The 17,468-nt window shown below is 71.6% G+C and carries 13 protein-coding genes; 9 read left to right on the top strand and 4 right to left on the bottom strand.

The window, feature by feature from the left end:
- The first annotated feature begins 23 nt into the window (after positions 1–23).
- Together ADL15_RS20525 and ADL15_RS20520 are read left to right on the top strand one after the other, a co-directional pair.
- On the top strand, positions 24–464 hold the full coding sequence (locus ADL15_RS20525; RefSeq protein ID WP_067693419.1) for a MarR family winged helix-turn-helix transcriptional regulator: 441 nt from the start codon (positions 24–26) through the stop codon (positions 462–464).
- Between the two features lie 4 nt (positions 465–468).
- A complete protein-coding gene (locus tag ADL15_RS20520; protein ID WP_067693416.1) occupies positions 469–2,247 on the top strand; it encodes an MFS transporter in 1,779 nt (592 codons plus the stop codon).
- Between the two features lie 124 nt (positions 2,248–2,371).
- Here the strand turns inward: ADL15_RS20520 and ADL15_RS20515 are convergent, their stop codons facing one another.
- A complete protein-coding gene (locus tag ADL15_RS20515; RefSeq protein ID WP_067693412.1) occupies positions 2,372–2,947 on the bottom strand; it encodes a TetR/AcrR family transcriptional regulator in 576 nt (191 codons plus the stop codon).
- Between the two features lie 83 nt (positions 2,948–3,030).
- On the opposite strand from ADL15_RS20515, the gene ADL15_RS20510 reads away from it, so the two are divergent.
- The 5 genes from ADL15_RS20510 (at position 3,031) to ADL15_RS20490 (ending at position 8,669) form a co-directional block, all read left to right on the top strand.
- Complete coding sequence (locus tag ADL15_RS20510; protein WP_067693409.1) at positions 3,031–4,230, top strand: MFS transporter; 1,200 nt, start codon at positions 3,031–3,033, stop codon at positions 4,228–4,230.
- Positions 4,231–4,328: 98 nt separating this feature from the next.
- Entirely contained in the window at positions 4,329–5,918 is a 1,590-nt protein-coding gene (locus ADL15_RS20505; protein ID WP_067693406.1) for an alpha/beta hydrolase, read from the top strand.
- 243 nt (positions 5,919–6,161) lie between these two features.
- Positions 6,162–6,749 carry a TMEM165/GDT1 family protein gene (locus ADL15_RS20500; protein ID WP_067693402.1) on the top strand — a complete coding sequence of 196 codons (588 nt, stop codon included), beginning with the start codon at positions 6,162–6,164 and terminating at the stop codon, positions 6,747–6,749.
- Positions 6,750–6,768: 19 nt separating this feature from the next.
- Entirely contained in the window at positions 6,769–7,791 is a 1,023-nt protein-coding gene (locus ADL15_RS20495) for a tetratricopeptide repeat protein (RefSeq protein WP_232344239.1), read from the top strand.
- Positions 7,792–7,871: 80 nt separating this feature from the next.
- Positions 7,872–8,669, top strand: coding sequence for a tetratricopeptide repeat protein (locus ADL15_RS20490; RefSeq protein ID WP_083971490.1), 798 nt, complete (start codon positions 7,872–7,874; stop codon positions 8,667–8,669).
- A 213-nt stretch (positions 8,670–8,882) separates the two neighbouring features.
- On the opposite strand, the gene ADL15_RS20485 is transcribed toward ADL15_RS20490, so the two are convergent.
- Together ADL15_RS20485 and ADL15_RS20480 are read right to left on the bottom strand one after the other, a co-directional pair.
- Entirely contained in the window at positions 8,883–10,424 is a 1,542-nt protein-coding gene (locus ADL15_RS20485; protein ID WP_067693399.1) for a ricin-type beta-trefoil lectin domain protein, read from the bottom strand.
- 487 nt (positions 10,425–10,911) lie between these two features.
- On the bottom strand, positions 10,912–11,862 hold the full coding sequence (locus ADL15_RS20480) for a lysylphosphatidylglycerol synthase transmembrane domain-containing protein (protein ID WP_232344242.1): 951 nt from the start codon (positions 11,860–11,862) through the stop codon (positions 10,912–10,914).
- Positions 11,863–12,073: 211 nt separating this feature from the next.
- Here ADL15_RS20480 and ADL15_RS20475 point away from each other — a divergent pair, with 211 nt between their 5' ends.
- Positions 12,074–13,357 carry an NAD(P)/FAD-dependent oxidoreductase gene (locus tag ADL15_RS20475; protein WP_067693394.1) on the top strand — a complete coding sequence of 428 codons (1,284 nt, stop codon included), beginning with the start codon at positions 12,074–12,076 and terminating at the stop codon, positions 13,355–13,357.
- Here ADL15_RS20475 and ADL15_RS20470 read toward each other — a convergent pair whose 3' ends face one another.
- A complete protein-coding gene (locus ADL15_RS20470; RefSeq protein ID WP_198170906.1) occupies positions 13,358–15,040 on the bottom strand; it encodes an APC family permease in 1,683 nt (560 codons plus the stop codon).
- Between the two features lie 30 nt (positions 15,041–15,070).
- Between ADL15_RS20470 and ADL15_RS20465 the strand changes: the two genes are divergently transcribed.
- Positions 15,071–17,434 carry a putative bifunctional diguanylate cyclase/phosphodiesterase gene (locus ADL15_RS20465; RefSeq protein ID WP_232344237.1) on the top strand — a complete coding sequence of 788 codons (2,364 nt, stop codon included), beginning with the start codon at positions 15,071–15,073 and terminating at the stop codon, positions 17,432–17,434.
- Positions 17,435–17,468: the final 34 nt, after the last annotated feature.

The following is a 17,468-nucleotide window of genomic DNA, read 5'->3' as shown; positions in this document are numbered from 1 at the left end:
TAAGCACATGATATAAATTTTCTGTGCGCATCCCGGACGAGGACGCGGCCATCGCGTCCGCCTTCGAATCTCTCTACGCGGGCCTCCGGCGGATCACACCGCGGGTGGAACTCAGCCTCACCGCCGCGTCCACCCTGGCCCGGCTGGAGCGAACCGGACCGCACCGGCTCTGCGAGCTGCACGCCCCCGAGGGTGTGACCCAGCCGGCCATGACGCAGCTGGTCACCCGTCTGGAACGGGACGGCCTGGCCACCCGGAGCAGTGACCCGGCCGACGGCCGCGCGGTGATGGTCGGGATCACCGACGCCGGGCGGGACGCGGTCGCCCGGCGCCGTGCCGAGCGCGCCGAGGTGCTCGCCGGGCTGCTGCGCCGGCTGCCCGCGGGCGAGCAGGCCGCGATCGTGGCCGCACTGCCCGCCCTGGGCAGCCTGAATGACCTGCTGATGGAAGATCGGAAGGACTGATCGCATGCTCGCCGTGGATCATCCGCGTTACAAGTGGGTCGCGCTCTCCAACACCACGCTCGGCAACCTCCTGGCCACAATCAACTCGTCGATCGTGCTGATCTCGCTGCCCGCCATCTTCAAGGGCATCAACATCAACCCGCTGGCGCCGGGCAACGTCAGCTACCTGCTCTGGATGCTGATGGGCTACATGCTCGTCACCGCGGTGCTGGTGGTGACGCTCGGCCGGCTCGGCGACATGTACGGCCGGGTCAAGATCTACAACGCCGGGTTCGCGATCTTCACGGTCACCTCGGTCATCCTCGCCGTCGACCCGTTCACCGGCAGCGGCGGCGCGATCTGGCTGATCGGGTGGCGGGTCGCGCAGGCCGTCGGCGGCGCCATGCTGATGGCGAACTCGGCGGCGATCATCACCGACGCGTTCCCGCCCGAGCAGCGGGGCATGGCGCTCGGCGTCAACATCGTCTCGGCGCTGGCCGGCTCGTTCATCGGCCTGGTCGCCGGCGGGATCCTGGCCGAGTGGGACTGGCGCTCGGTGTTCTGGGTGAACATCCCGCTCGGCGTGATCGGGGCGGTCTGGGCGTACCGGTCGCTGCACGACACCGGGGTGCGCCGTAAAGCCACGATCGACTGGTGGGGCAACACCACGTTCGCGGCCGGGCTCACCGCGGTGCTGGTCGCCATCACGTACGGGATCCAGCCGTACGGCGGGCACACCCAGGGCTGGACCAACCCGTGGGTGCTGACCGGCCTGATCGGCGGCGCGGCGGTGCTCGTCGTCTTCGGGGTCATCGAGACCCGGGTCGCCGAGCCGATGTTCCCGCTCAAGCTGTTCCGCGATCCCGCCTTCACCGGCGGCAACCTGGCCAACCTGCTGGCCAGCGTGGCCCGTGGCGGCCTGCAGTTCATGCTGATCATCTGGCTGCAGGGCATCTGGCTGCCGCTGCACGGGTACGACTACGAGCAGACCCCGCTCTGGGCCGGCATCTACCTGGTCCCGCTGACCATCGGCTTCCTGCTGGCCGGTCCGCTCTCCGGGTTCCTCTCCGATCGGTTCGGCGCCCGCCTGTTCGCGGCCGGTGGCCTGCTGGTGATGGCCGTGTCGTTCGCCGGGCTGCTGCTCGTGCCGGGTGACTTCAGCTATCCCTGGTTCGCCGTTCTGATCTTCATCAACGGTCTGGGCGGCGGCCTGTTCTCGGCGCCGAACACCTCACTGCTGATGTCCAGCGTCCCGGCGAACATGCGCGGCGCCGCGTCCGGCATGCGGGCCACCTTCATGAACGCCGGCCAGGTGCTCTCGATCGGCGTCTTCTTCTCGCTGATGGTGGCCGGGCTGGCCGACTCGCTGCCGGCCAGCCTGCACGCCGGCCTGACCGCGCAGGGTGTGCCGGCCGACGTGGCCGCCCGGGCCGCCGAGTTGCCGCCGGTGGGCACGCTGTTCGCGGCATTCCTCGGCTACAACCCGATCGCCGAGTTGCTCGGCCCGCAGACCCTGAACGCGTTGCCGGCCGGCAACGCCGCGAACCTGACCGGCCTGGAGTTCTTCCCCCGGCTGATCGCGAACCCGTTCCACGACGGCCTGGTGATCGTGTTCTGGATGGCGATCGGCATGGCCGTCCTGGGCGCGCTGGCCTCGCTGATCCGCACCCGCAAGCTCGCCGAACCCACCGACCTGGTCGCCGACGAGGCCGAGCTGAGCGCCGAGCTCTCCGATTCGCAGCCGCTGCTCCCGGCGGCCCGGGTCGCCGAGCCGCTCACCGATCCGGCGCCTCAAGACCGATAACCCCCATGGGGTACGTAACAGCTGGCTCTCAGGGGTGTCTCCGCGTCGCGGAGGCACCCCTGAGGCCCAGCCGGGGACCGTGCCCCGCGCGCCCGCCGGGCCCCGCGCGGGTCCAGCCGGGGGGCTAGCGCGTGAGGGCGGCGTCGACCAGCGTGGCGGCGATCGCCTTGGCGCCCCGGGCGGCGGCCGGGCCGCCGTCCTGGCGGGAGCCGACAGTCGCGCCGTCGTAGAGGATCACCAGCTGCTCGGTCAGCGCGGCCGGGTCCGCCGCACCCGCTTCCCGGGCGAGATCGGTCATCAGCTGCCGGGTCCAGGCCCGGTTCGCCGAGGACTCCTCGCGGACCACCCCGTTCGGGTCGGACTCGGCGCCGGCGTTGTAGAACGCGCAGCCCCGGAAGCCCGGTTTCGCCGCCGACTCGGCGAGCGAGTCGAAGATCCCGAGCAGCCGCTCCCGCGGATCGTCATACCGCTCCAGCCGGCCCAGGATCCGGTTGCGGCGCTCCTCGTGCCGGCCCTGCAGATACGCCCGGACCAGGCCGTCCTTGTTGCCGAACGCGGAGTAGAGCGACGCCTTGGCGACGCCGGCGCGCTCGATCACGCGATCGATCCCGACGGTGTGCACACCCTCGGCGTAGAACAGCTCATCCGCGGCGGCCAGCAGTTTTTCCCGGGCCGACCTGCGGGGTGACGTGACGGACATGCAATTGACGCTAACAGACAGATCTGTCTACTGTCAGAACCCGCAACTAGACAGACCTGTCTGTTCAATCACGGGAGAGCTGCATGACCATCGTCGCCGAGCGCACCGCCGCACCGGCCCGCCTGAGCCGGCCCGCCGCGTTCACCGCGATCGCCGCCATCCTGGTGACGTTCGCCGCCGCGGCCGCCGTCCCATCCCCGCTCTACGTCGTCTACCAGCACCTCTGGGGCTTCTCCCCGGCGATGCTCACCGTGGTCTTCGCGGTCTACGTGGTCGCCCTGATCGCCACCCTGCTCACCCTCGGCGCGCTCTCCGACTACGTCGGCCGCCGCCCGGTGCTGGCCGGGGCGATCGCGCTGGAGGCCGTCTCACTGGCCCTGTTCCTGGCCGCCGGCGACGTCACCACGCTGCTGATCGCGCGGATCGTGCAGGGCGTGGCCACCGGCGCCGCGCTCAGCACGCTGGGCGCCGCCCTGATCGACCTCAACCCGGAGCACGCACCCGGGCGGGCCGGCCTGATCAGCGGCATCGCCCCGGTGGCCGGGCTCGGGCTGGGCGCGTTCGGCTGCGGAATCCTGGTGGAGTACGCGCCGTTCCCGACCCACCTGGTCTACGCGGTGCTGCTGGTCGGCATGGTCGTCGCCGGTCTGGCGGTGGCCTGGATGCCGGAGACCTCGGCTCGCCGCCCCGGTGCGGCCGCCTCGCTGGTCCCGCGGCTCGGCGTGCCGGCCCGGCTGCGCGGTTCCCTGTTCGCCCTGGTCCCGATCATCGTGGCCAGCTGGGCACTGGGCGGGCTCTACCTCTCGCTCGGCCCGTCGGTCGCTGCCGCCTCGTTCGGCATCCACGACCACCTGCTCGGCGGCCTGGTGGTCGCCCTGGTCTGCGGCGCCGGCGCGGTCACCTCGTTCCTGATGCGCAAGGTCGCCACCAGCCGGGTGCTCACCGTCGCCGGGTCCGGCCTGCTCGCCGGCGGGGCGCTCGGGGTGGCCGGTCTGCTGGCCGACAGCCTGGCGCTGGCCACCGTCGGCACCGTGGTCTCCGGGGTCGGCTTCGGTGCGGCCGCGCTGGCGTCGTTCAGCACGCTGGCCCGGATCGCCGAGCCGCACGAGCGGGGCGAGCTGCTCGCCGTCGCGCTGACCATCTCGTACGCCGCGTTCAGCATCCCGGCCGTGATCGCCGGCCAGGTGGCCAACCACGTCGGCCTGCACACCACTGCCCTCTGGTACGGCGGAACGGTCGCGGTCCTCGGCCTGATCGCCCTGCTCACCCAGCGCCGTTCCTGAAGAACCTTTCCGGGCCCGCGTCGGCGTGGGCTCGTGGAAAGTGCCCGAGATTACCTCACCATATGGGGCGTATCGGACACCAAGGGGCGGTCAAACAAATGAAAAGAATCTGGGCGGCCGCAACCGTGGTCGCGCTCGGTGCGGCAGTCGCCACGGTCACCTCGGCGGAAGCCGCGCCGAGTGCCACATCGAGCTACGTTCCGGCACCGATCTCCTGGCGCTCCTGCGCCGAGATCTCCCTCAAGGCACAGGGCGCGGAGTGCACCTCCGTCGCCGTGCCGATGGACTACGCGAACCCGGGCGGCGCCAAGATCGAATTGGCCGTCGCCCGCGTCAAGCACACCGTGCCGTCCGCCAAGTACCAGGGCGTCATGCTGGTCAACCCGGGTGGCCCGGGCGGCGCCGGCCGAAGCATGGCCACGCTCGGCTCGCACGTGCCCCGGCAGGCCGGTGACGCGTACGACTGGATCGGCTTCGACCCGCGCGGCGTCGGCGCCAGCAAACCGAAGCTGACCTGCGACAGCAACTACGGCGGGTACAACCGGCCGCCGTACGTGCCGGTCACCCCGGCCTTGGAGAACCGCTGGCACGCCCGCGCCAAGCAGTACGCCGCGGCCTGCGCCAAGGCCGGTGGCCCGCTGCTCGATCACATGCGTACCGAGGACTCGGTCCGGGACATCGACAGCATCCGGCAGGCCCTCGGCGCCGCCACAATCAACTTCTACGGGTTCTCCTACGGGACGTACCTCGGCCAGGTCTACGCCACCCGGTTCCCGGAGCGGGTCCGCCGGATGGTGCTGGACGGCAACGTCAACCCGGGCCGGGTCTGGTACCAGTCGAACCTGGACCAGGATGTCGCGTTCGACCGCAACATCAAGATCTACTTCAGCTGGCTGGCCAAGCAGGACGCCACCTTCCACCTGGGCCGCGACGGCAAGGCGGTGGAGGCGCTGTACTACCGCCAGCTCGCCGCGCTGGCTGCCAAGCCCGCCGGTGGGGTGATCGGCCCGGCCGAGCTGACCGACATCTTCCTGCAGCCGGGCTACTACATCTTCGGCTGGGAGCAGGTCGGGCGGGCGTTCTCGAACTGGGTGCTCAAGAAGGACCCGGCCGGGCTGAAGAAGCTCTACGACGACAACAACCCGCAGACACCGGGCAGCGACAACAACTACGCGGTCTACCTGGCCGTGCAGTGCACCGACGCGCTCTGGCCGGACAAGTGGTCCACCTGGTCCAAGACGAACTGGCAGGTCTACCACAAGGCGCCGTTCGAGACCTGGGGCAACGCCTGGTACAACGCGCCGTGCCGCAACTGGGGTGGCAAGGCGAAGCCGGCGGTCGAGGTGGACGGCGCCAAGGTGCCGCCGTTGCTGCTGCTCAGCGAGACGCTGGACGCGGCCACGCCGTACACCGGCAGCCTCGAGGTCCGGCGCCGGTTCCCGCAGTCGGTGCTGATCGAAGGGGTGAACGGCACCACGCACGCGGGGTCGCTGTTCGGCAACGCCTGCGTCGACGGCGCGATCGCCGACTACCTGGCCACCGGCGCGCTGCCGAAGCGGGTGGCAGGCATCCACTCCGACAAGCAGTGCAAGCCGCTGGCCCCGCCGGCGCCCGGGCAGCCCGCGCTGAAGCGCTCGGCCGACCCGTACGACCGGCTCCGGCTGCAGCAGCTGGTTTCCGGGCACTGACCAGGACTTCCGACGAAGGGCCGGCTCCTCCCGCGAGGTGAGGAGCCGGCCCTTCGGCTATGCTCGTTTCTGCGAAGGGGAGTAGCTCCCAATGTCGCGGTCGACATACTGACGCTTTCGAGCGTCCGGCCGCGCGGCCTTTGTTCAAGGCGAGCGAGACCTTCGACCAGGCTGTTCTCAGTGACGGCCGGGTCGAGGTCGCCCTGCGCCTGAGCCCCGGTCGTCTGACACCGGGAGACATTTGTGGAAGGCTTCATCGCCGCGCTGGGTATCAGCTTCGCGGTCATCTTCGTCGCCGAGCTCGGCGACAAATCCCAGCTCATGGCGATGACGTTCGCCACGCGCTTCAAGCTGATGCCGACGCTCATCGGCATCACCGCCGCCACCGCACTGGTCCACCTGGTCTCGGTCGGCATCGGGTACGGCCTCGGCGCCGCCATCCCCACCGACTGGATCTCACTTGTCGCCGGTGTGGCCTTCCTCGCCTTCGGGGCCTGGACACTGCGCGGCGACAAGCTCACCGACGACGAGAAGAACAAGGCGGAACGCTCCAGCGGCTCCGCGATCCTCGCCGTCGGTGGCGCGTTCTTCCTGGCCGAACTCGGTGACAAGACCATGCTCGCCACGATCACCCTGGCCACCCAGCACGGTTGGTTCGGCGTCTGGGTCGGCTCCACGGTGGGCATGGTGGCCGCCGACGCGCTCGCCATCCTGGTCGGCCGGCTGCTCGGCAAGCACCTGCCGGAGAACGTCATCAAGTGGGGCGCCGCCGCACTGTTCGCTATCTTCGGCATCTGGCTGATCGTGGAAGGCGTGATCGGCCTGAGCTGACACCGACTTAGGGGGCACTGTGCAGCCGGACACCACCCCGGTGGCGATGGCGCGGCTGCAGTTGCAGCGCGGCGAGCCGGCCGCGGCCGCCGAGCTGCTCGGGCCGGTGCTGGCCGCCGAGCCCGATCATGTGGCGGCGCTGGTCCTGATGGCCCACGCGCAGCTCGCCCTGGAAAAACCGGAACTGGCACACGAGGTGGCGGCCCGGGCGGTGCAGCACGCGCCCGGGTCGGCCGACGCGCTCACCGCGCTGAGCCGGACGCTCACCGCGCTCGGCCGGCACCCCGAGGCGATCACCACGGCGCAGGAGGCGGTGGCCCGGCAGCCGGACAACCCGTACCGGCACAACCGGCTCGCGTGGGCGCTGCTGGAACAGAGTCAGCGGCCGGTGGAGGCGGAGCACGCGGCCCGCGAGGCGATCCGGCTGGACCCCGACGAGGCGGACTTCCGGATCACGTACGCCATGGTGATGAAGCAGCTGAGCCTGCCGGACCGGGCCCGGGAGGCGCTGCGGGACGCGCTGAAGCTCGAGCCGGAGAACGCGATCGCCCGGCACGAGCTGGCCGCGTTCGACGTGGTGCACCGCAACCCGTTCGCGCTGAGCCGGCTGGCCCGGGGCATGACCGGGCTGGCCGCGGCGCTGCGGGCGGACCCTCGTCAGGAGGCCAGCCGGCACCTGCTGGACGCGGCGTTCCGCCAGTTCCTGGTGTACACCGCGATCATCATGGTGATCTTCTCTTACCTGGGCTGGCGGGTCTCGGACGACTCGGCCGGGTGGGCGCGGAGCCTGGCCGCGGTGGCGGCGCTCGCCCCCGCGTCGTACGCCGGCTATTTCCTGGCCCGGATCGACCGGGTGCTCAGGTCGTACCTCACAGTGGTTTTGGCCCGGCAGCGGATCGCGGGCGGAACAGCGGTCTTGACCCTCGCCTTGCTGCTCACCGCGATCGTCGCGCCGGCCGGTTGGCTGCCCGGCCTGCTCGGGGTGGCGTGTCTGGCGGCTTTCGGGGTTCGGCTGCTCGCCGCGCTGGCGCCGCGCGGCTGACGGGTTTGTCCTAAGAAACAGCGCCGGGTTGCCGAAGTGGTGCATGTGAGCCCCGTCCCCTGGCTACCCGGAGCGGCCCGATGACCGACCTGGCCCCACCCGCCGTCCTTCCCCCTGCCGCCGCCTATCCCGGCGCCCCGGGTTATCCCGGCATCCCCGGCCCCGGCTTTCCCGGTGCTAGCTCTCCCGGTGCTGGCTTTCCCGGCTCTGGCCCTGGCTTTTCTGGGCCCGGCACTGCCGATCCGACCGCGGCGGCTGCCGCGCTCTTCGAGGGTCTGCAACCGGCCGAAGCCGCCGCGATGCTCGAACCGGTCCTCGCCGGCCGGCCCGACTCGGTCACCGGCTGGATCCTGATGGCCCGCATCCGCCTCGCGCTCGACCAGGTGGAACCGGCGCTGGCCGCCGCGCACAAGGCGATCGAACTCGCCCCCGACGACCCCCGCCCACTGGCCATCGCCAGCCGGGCGCTCACCCTGCAGGGCAAACACGACGACGCGATGGCGATGGCCTACCGGGCGGTCATCGTCGAGCCGAAGAACCCGCTCTGGCACGACCGGGTGGCCTGGGCGCTGCTCGCCGCCGACCGCCAGCTGGCCGACGCCGAACAGGCCGCCCGCACCGCGATCGGCCTGGACCCGAACGAGGCGCACTACTACTTCACGCACGGGGTGGCGCTGGCCTCGCTCGGCCACGTCGACCAGGCCCGGCAGGCGCTGACCACCTCGCTGCGGCTGGAACCCGGCAACCCGGTGGCCCGGCAACGGCTGGACATCCTCAACGGCGACGCGGTACCGACCGTGGAGAAGAAGAAGCGCGGCTGGAAACTCTTCGGCCGCAAGACCGACAACCTCCCGATCCGCCCGGAGGAGCGCACTTAATTCTTGGTACGGACGGCAGAGCACCCGATTTTTGGTGCGGAGGGCAGAGCGCCCCGCTTCTTTGGTGCGGAGGGCAGAACACCCGCCCGTGAGGCCGACGCGAGACTGCGGCCCACCTCGGACCGCGGCGCGACTCCCGCACCGCGGCTGGTTCTCAGGGGTGTCATCGCACGCTCGACACACCCCTGAGAACCAGCCGGGGACCGCTACCGGCTAGCGGCGCCACTTCTGGTTGAGAGTGCCGGCGCAATCCCAGAGTTGCAGCTGGGCGCCGTCGTTGCCGTTCCAGTCCTTGATGTCCAGGCACTTGTTGGCCTGCGGGTTGACCAGGTCACCGGCGGCGCTGAGCACCCACTGCTGCGCCGGGTTGCCGCTGCACGTGGCGATCTGGATGATCACGCCGCTGGCGGTGGAACCCCACGGGATGTCCAGGCACTTGTTGTTGCCGGTGCGCAGAGCGCCGCCGGTCGCCTCCCACTTCTGCGCGGCGGAGTTGTTGCAGCCCCACATCTGCACCGGGATGCCGTCGGAGAAGTTGCCGTTCGGCACGTCCAGGCACTTGTTGTTCCAGTTGCTCAGGATCGCGCCGCCACCGCCGCCGCCACCCGTGGTGGTCAGGGACAAGCCGTAGACCTGGAGGATCTCGTTGACCGGCTGGAACCACATGGTCCCACCGGAGGTGCAGTCGCCGGTGCCACCCGAGGTGACACCCTGCGCCTGGTTCCCGGAGATCCACGAGCCGCCGGAGTCGCCGGGCTGGGCGCAGGCGTTGCTGCGGCTCAGGCCGGACACCGCGCCCTGCGCGTAGTTGATCGTCTCGTTGCGACCCAGCAGGGTGCCGCAGCGCCAGCCGGTGGTCCGGCCGGAACGGCAGATCGAGCTGCCGATCGCGGCGTCCTGCGAGCCGGCGACCAGCACGTTGCCGCCGGCGTAGTTGTTCACCCAGGGCTGGGAGGTCCAGTTGCCGTTGGTGCGTACCCAGGCGTAGTCGTTGCCGGGGAACGACGAGCCGGCGAACGTGCCCTGTGCCACGTTGTTGTAGCCGAGCGTGGGGCTGCCGGCGCCACCGCAGTGACCGGCCGTGACGAAGCCGCCGGCCACCGGGAAGCCGACCGAGCAGAGCGTGTTGCCGTTGATCACGTACTGGTCGCCGCCGCGGGTGTCGTACATCGGGCGGGGTGCCGCGGCGGCGGTCCGGACGGTGACCGGGCCGGCGCCGCTGCTCGCGGCGAAGCTCTTCGCGGTGGCCTCGGCGCCGGGCGCGACGACCACCACGACGCTGTTGGTGGCCGGGTCGGCGTACCAGCTCCGGATGGCCGTGCCGGCCCGGGCGCTGTTGCGGTCCAGCTTCGTGCGGGCCGCGTCAAGGTCGCTCGCGGAACGGGAGACGATTTTCGGTACGGCGCCCTCGCCGCGGACCGTGGCCGCGTCCGCGGCGCTGGTCACCGCGACGGTCAGCCGGGTCGCACCGGCCGGGATCCAGGCGCCGCCGAATCGGGCGCCGAGCCGCACACGCAGCCGTTTCTCGACGACCGGGGCGGCGGCTTCGACGGTCAGCCGGTCACCGATCTGCTCGTCGGTGAGGCCGAGGTCGCGGTGCATCGCGGCGATCATGCCGGGGTCGATGCTCGCGGCCGTTGCCGCAGCCGGGGCCGGGGCCGGGGCTTCTGGAGCGGCGACGGCTGGCTGTGTGCCGATCGTTGCGGTGAGGGTGACCGCACCCGCGAAGAGCAGATAGGGGAGGGAGCGTGGCATGGGCGTCCTACTCCGCACGCACCGCGGGGGTGCGCGCTGACTGGGGGATGTCGGGGGTAGAGAGCGCTCTCCGCAGTCATGTTTGTCGATGTTTTCTTAACTGTCAAGAAACCTTCGAGGTTGGTAGTTTTTGTTAGACACCTTTACTTCCACCCCGCCCCGGCGCAGCCGCAGCCGGTGCCGCAGGCGCGGGGCGCGAGCCGCGGGCCGCGGGCCGCGGGCAAGCGCGAGCGGGCGCGGGGCTTGCGTGGGGATTTTCGGTGCGCAGCGCGCCGAAACTTCACACACAACGCGCGGGGGCTGGGCCTGCGTGGGGACTTTCGGTGCGCAGCGCACCCCAACTTCACACACAACGCGGGCGTGGGCCTGCGTGGGGACTTTCGGTGCGCAGCGCACCCCAACTTCACACACAACGCGGGCGTGGGCCTGCGTGGGGACTTTCGGTGCGCAGCGCGCCGAAACTTCACACGCAATGCGGGGGCGAGGGTTAGGTGGTGCGGCGGGCTCGGCGGCGTAGTAGGAGCCAGACCAGCCAGCCGGCGCCGATGATGAAGCCGAAGCTGATCGCCCGGTACAGCACCACCGCCGCCACCGCGCTCGCACTGGTCAGCCCGCCGGCCACCAGGCCGAGCACCAGCGCCGCGTCGACCACGCCGAGCCCGCCCGGGATCACCGGGACACTGGCCGCGGCCATCCCGGCGCAGTACGCGATGAGCAGGTGCACCGGCGAGATCCGGTCCGCGCCCACCGCGATGCAGCAGACCCACAGGCACAGCGCGTCGAAGAGCCAGTTCGCGCAGGCCAGCAGCACCGCGACGGTGAAGTGCAGCGGATGCACCCGGATCGCGCGCAACTGGGTCACAAAGCCGAACAGCCGGTCCGCGCCGTGCTCACGCGGCCGCCGCCGGACCCGGTTCACCCCGCCGAGCAGCGCCCGCACCGGGCGGTCCAGCCACAGCGGGTGCTTGGCGATCAGCCGGACCCCGGCGGTCACCACGACCGCGCCGGCCGCGTAACCGAGCAGGCTGCGCCAGCTCCCGGTGTTCCGGGCCAGCAGCCCGCCGACCGAGCCGACCAGGATCAGCGCACCGGTGGAGAGCACCCCGCTCAGCGCGATGCACCAGGACGCTTCCGCGGGCGAGACGCCGTACCGGCGCATCTGCCGGAAGTTGAAACTGCTGGAGAAGACCGGGCCGCCGGGCAGGGTCACGCTGAGCGAGTGTGCCGCGTACGCCATCGCCACGTGCCGCCGCACACTGACCTTGGTGCCGGCCCCGCGCAGCAGAGCTCGCTGCATCCGGGCGTAGGTACCCATCGAGGCGATCTCCGCGGCCAGCGCGGCGCAGACCCAGCCCCAGTGCGGGGCGCGCAGCTGGGTGAACGCCTCGGACAACGCGGACCAGCCGAGGATCAACTCCCCGCCGAGGACGACCACCATCACGACGGCCACCCATGGCCCCCGGCCCCACCGTCGCGGCGGTCCGGTCGCCGACGTGGCCGCCGCCGCCGAAGTCCCGGTCGCGGTCATTACCGATGATCGTGCCATCCACCGGAGAAGTTTTCGCAACTTCGCCGCGATCATTTGCGCTGGTGGCAGGCTCGGACGGAGACCCGCCCGGCCGGGCCGGACCGTCGGGAAGGACCTCGGTATGCCACGCCCCCGGATCGTCATCGTCGGCGCCGGTTTCGCCGGCTACGCGGCCGCTCGCCACCTGCTCCGGGCCTCCCGCGGCCGGGCCGAGATCGTGCTGCTCAACCCGACCGACTACTTCCTCTATCTGCCACTGCTGCCCGAGGTCGCCACCGGGATCCTGGAACCCCGGCGGATCTCGGTGCCGCTCGCTGCGACGCTGCCCGGCGTACGCGTGCTGCTCGGCCACGCCGGCGCCTTCGACCTGGACGCCCGCACGGTGGAGTGGGCCGACCCGGAGGGCAACCGCGGTGTGCTCGGCTACCACCGCCTGGTGCTCGCCGTCGGCAGTGTCAACAAGCTCCTGCCAGTGCCCGGCGTGACCGAATACGCACACGGCTTTCGGGGCATTCCGGAGGCCCTCTACCTGCGCGACCACCTGACCCGCCAGATCGAGCTGGCCGAGCAGGCCACCGATCCGGCCGAGCGCCGGGCCCGGTGCACGTTCGTGGTGGCCGGCGCCGGGTACACCGGGACCGAGGTGGCCGCGCAGGGCACGCTGTTCACCGCCGCACTGACGGCGCACCGGCCGTTGATCCGGGACCTGCCGCGCTGGCTGATCCTGGACACCGCCGACCGGGTGCTGCCCACCCTCGACCCGCGCCTGTCGCACAGCGCGGCGCAGGTGTTGCGCCACCGCGGCGTACGGGTGCTGACCGGCACCGCGGTCGAGCAGGCCGGACCGGACGGTGTCCGGCTGACCAACGGCGAGCAGGTGCCCACCCGCACCCTGATCTGGTGTGTCGGCGTGCGCCCGGAACCGCTGGTGGCCGGCCTCGGCCTGGCCAGCCGGGACGGGCGCCTGGTCGTCGACGAGTTCCTCAACGTGCCGGGCCGGCCGGACGTCTTCGCCTGCGGTGACGCCGCGGCGGTGCCGGACGTGATCCACCCGGGTTCGCTGACCGGGATGACCGCTCAGCACGCGGTCCGGCAGGGCCGGCTGGTCGCCGGGAACGTGGCGGCGTCCTACGGCCACGGCCAGCGACGCGCCTACCGGCACCGGGACCTCGGGTTCGTGGTGGACCTGGGCGGCTGGAAGGCGGCCGCGAACCCGTTCGGGGTGGCGCTCGGCGGGGTGGCCGGCAAGGCCGTGAGCCGGGGTTATCACCTGCTGTCGATGCCGGGGAACCGGGTGCGGGTGGTGGCCGACTGGATGCTCGACGGGGTGCTGACCCGGCAGGGCGTGCAGTTGGGGCTGGTCCGCGGCAGCGCCGTCCCGCTAGCCGCTGACGACCGGATGTGATCAGCCGTTGACCTCGCCGTGGATCCGCTCCGGGCGATGCGCCCCAGGCGTCCGCTGCTCCGGGATCTTGGGCGACTCACCGGCAGCCGGCGGGTCGGCAGCCGCACCGCCGGCGGCCGAGGAAGAAGCAGGCGGTCCACCGGCGGCCGAGGAAGAAGCAGGCGGGGTGTCCCACGACCACGGATTCCCCGACGGATGCGCCACCTTCGGGGTGACCACCAGCGCCGCCCCGCCCAGCCCGATCCCCGCATAGAGCACCGGCCGCGCCGTCCGCAGCACCAACGCGTGCGCCAGCCCGGCCACCAGGCAGGCCGCCAGCCCGCCGAACACCACCGTCACCCACGGCGAACCCGCCGGAACCACCAGCAGCACCGCCAGATGCCGCCCGGCCAGCCAACACAGCACACCGAGAGCCACAGTGGACAGCAACGGTGCGGCGAACCGCGTCCAGACCCCCTCCCCCTCCGGCACCCGGTTCAGGTGCAGCAGCGCGGCCAGCGCGGTCAGCAGCAGCAACACCAGGATCGCGAGGCCGCCGCCGACGACGAGCCAGCGGGCGGTGCGTGCCGACGCGTCGGCGCCGGCCAGGTAGGCGCCGGTCAGGGCGGCACCCGCGATCAACGATTGGGTCAGGGAGGCGGCGCGCGGCGCGCCGGTCCGGCGAGAAACCCTTCCCAGTACGCCAGGAAGCACCCGTTCCCGCCCGAACGCGAACAGGTACCTGACGATCGCCTGGTGCAGCGCCAGGACCGCGGCGAGCAAGCCGGTGAGCAGCGTCAGCCGGGCCAGGGTGACCGCCCAGCCGACCATCCGCTCGTCGGCCAGCACGAACAGCAGCTCGGGGCCGTGTGCGGCGGCTCGCCCGGCCACCTCGCGCGGGCCGGCCGCCACGATCAGGCTCCAGCTGACCCCGGCCAGCAGCAGCGCGATCAGCAGCACCGCCGCCCGCGCCGCCCGGCCGGTGGTGCGGCCCGGGTCGCGGGACTCCTCGGCATATCCGGCGGTGGTCTCGAAGCCGGCGAAGGCCAGCACCGCGACGGCCAGCAGCAGGCCGAGCAGCGGTCGGTCCCACCGGGCCGGGCCGGTGACCAGGTAGGTGCCGGCCTCGATCCGTCCGCCGGCCGGGCGCAGCACGAACGCGCCGGCCAGGCCGATCAGCACGGCCACCTCGGCGACGGCGAGCAGCCCGAGCACGCCCGCGGCGAACTCGATGCGCAGCGTGCCGCAGAACGCGACGACGGCCCAGCACCCGGCGGCCACCGCCCACCACGGCGCGCTCACCCCGAACCAGTTGTCCAGCAGAGGTGCGGCGGCCTGGCCCAGCACGGCGTAGAGACCGAACTGGATCGCGTGGTAACCGGTCAGCGCGAGCCAGCCGGCGGTCAGCGCCGCCGGGCGGCCCAGGCCCCGGGCCACCTGTGGATAGGTGGCGCCGGCGCTCGGGCGGCGACGGATCATCGCGGCGTACGACGTACCGAAAATGAATAGAAAAACCGCGACCGCGACGACGGACAGTGCCACGAGCGGTCCGGCGCCGGCGGCCAGGGCCTGCGGGATCACCGTGACCACGGTGGCGATCGGTGCGGCCGCGGCCACGCCGAACAAGGCGGCGGAGCCGGCGCCGAGACGGCCGTGCGCGAGCCCGGCTGGTGCCGGATGCGCGGGTTCGTCAGCGGTGACCACGAACTCTATTCAGGCGCACCGAACCCGACTTTGACAACCGCAAGTAACGACACACTGACCGCTCGTGACCAGATTGGCACACCCGTTGACGGCCCGGTTGCAATTCCTCAACTGCCGTCGCCGGACGCCGACTGCATCCACGTGCTCGCCACCCAGCAACTGACGGAGTTTCTCGCCGTGGTCGCCGACCGTCCCGATGAAGCCGCGGCGCAACATGCCGCCGTCGAGTGCGCCGTCCGCGCGCTCGGCGCCGACCTCGCCGTGCTGATCGTCGACGGGGGTGTGGTCGCCGCGGTCGGTTTACCGGTCGAACGGATCCCGGCGCAGGCCCTGACCGAGATCACCGATGGGCGGCGCACCACCTTCGAGGCCGACGGCCGCGTCTACGCGGTCGCCTTGGCCCACCTCGGCGGGGTCACCCCGGGGGTGCTGGTGCTCGGCCGCGAGGCGATCTTCAGCATCGAGGAGGTCTGCCTGCTCCGCGGGATGGCCCGGGTGCTCGAGCTGAGCCTGCAGGCGCTGCACCTGATCGAGGCCGAGCGCCAGCAGTCCGCCGAGAACGACCGCCTGATCACCTCGCTGCAGCGCCGGCAGCGGCTTTTCGACGAGCTGAGCTCGGTGCAGCGGGCGATCGCCCGGCGCGAGCCGCTGCGCCGGATCCTCGACCAGATCACCTCGAGCGCGGCCGACCTGCTGGATGTCGAGATGTCCGGCCTGACCGTGCTCGACCTCGACGACCCGAGCCGGACCAGCCTGTTCTCCAGCCGTGGCGTTCCCGACGAGGGGGTGCTGCGCATGCAGGGCGTGCCGGTGGCCTCGCTGGGCGTCGCCGGGCTCGCCATCATGGGCGACGAGCTGGTGGCGGTCGACGACTACGCGAACTCGCCGATCGCCGTGCCGGAGATCGTCCGGGCGAAGCTGAAGAGTGTGATGGCGGTGCCGGTGCATGAGGACGGCGTGGTGGTCGGCGCCCTCTTCGTCGGCTCCTACCTGGAACTCCGGGCCTGGGACCCGGCGTCGCAGGACGTGCTGCGGGCCTTCGCCGAGCACGTCAGCCTGGCCATCACCGACGCACGCACACTGCGCGAGATGAACCACGCGTTCCACGACTCGCTGACCGGGCTGGCCAACCGCTCGCTGTTCACCACCCGGCTGGAGAACGCGTTCGCGACCAGCCGCTCCGGCGGGGTGGCCGCGCTGCTCGTCGACCTGGACCGGTTCAAGGTGGTCAACGACTCGCTCGGGCACGCGATCGGCGACCGGCTGCTGGCGGCGGTGGCCGACCGGCTGCGGGAGTGCCTGCGTACCGGGGACACCGCGGCGCGCCTGGGCGGTGACGAGTTCGCCGTGCTGCTGCCGGACGTGTCCGGGGTGGAGGCGGCGGTGCCGGTGGCCCGGCGGATCGTGGCCGCGCTGCGCGACCCGTTCGACCTGGACGGGCGGGAGGTCTTCGCGAGCTGCAGCGTCGGGGTGGCGTATGCCGAGACCGGCACCGTCGACCCGCAGGACCTGCTGGTCCGCTCGGACCTGGCGATGTTCGAGGCGAAGAAGCAGGGCAAGGACCAGTGCGCGGTCTTCGAGCCGGCCATGCGCGAGTCGTTCCAGAAACACCTGGAGATGGAGGCCGACCTGCGCCGGGCGGTGCTCCGGCACGAGTTCGAGCTGCGCTTCCAGCCCATCGTGCGGCTGCGGGACCAGGAGATCTCCGGGCTGGAGGCGCTGGTCCGCTGGCAGCACCCGGAGCGCGGGATGATCCCGCCGCTGGAGTTCATCCCGCTGGCCGAGGAGACCGGGCTGATCGTGCCGATCGGCGAGTGGGTGCTGCGCGAGGCCTGCCGCCAGGCGGCCCGGTGGAACGCCCAGCGCAGCTCCGACACGCCGTTGACGGTCAGCGTCAACCTGTCCGCGGTCCAGCTCGAGCGCGCCGACCTGCCGATGCTCGTCACCTCGGCGCTGGAGGAGAGCGGGCTGCCGGCCAAGTGCCTGATCATCGAGCTGACCGAGTCGCTGCTCGTCGAGCACCGGCCGGAGACGCTGCAGCGGCTGCACGCGATCAAGGCGCTCGGGGTGCGGCTGGCGATCGACGACTTCGGCACCGGGTACTCGTCGCTGGCGTACCTGCGGAACTTCCCGGTGGACATCATCAAGATCGACAAGTCGTTTGTCGACGACATCGGCGACATGCCGGCCGCGGCCGCGCTGACCCTGGGCATCATCCAGCTCGGACAGGCCCTGCAGCTGTCGACGGTGGCCGAGGGGATCGAGCACATCGAGCAGCTCAGCGAGCTCACCGGCGGCAACTGCGAGCTGGGGCAGGGTTATTACTTCGCCGAACCGCTGACCACCGACGCGATGGACAACCTGCTGTTCCCCAACCCGCCTCCTGTGACGTAGGACTCCTTCAGCTGCGGTTCGCCTGGGCGTCACG

It is taken from the genome of Actinoplanes awajinensis subsp. mycoplanecinus (assembly GCF_001509495.1).
Taxonomy (GTDB): domain Bacteria; phylum Actinomycetota; class Actinomycetes; order Mycobacteriales; family Micromonosporaceae; genus Actinoplanes; species Actinoplanes palleronii.
The sequence above is the reverse complement of the archived record's forward strand: the minus strand, read 5'-3'. Positions and strand labels throughout refer to the sequence as shown.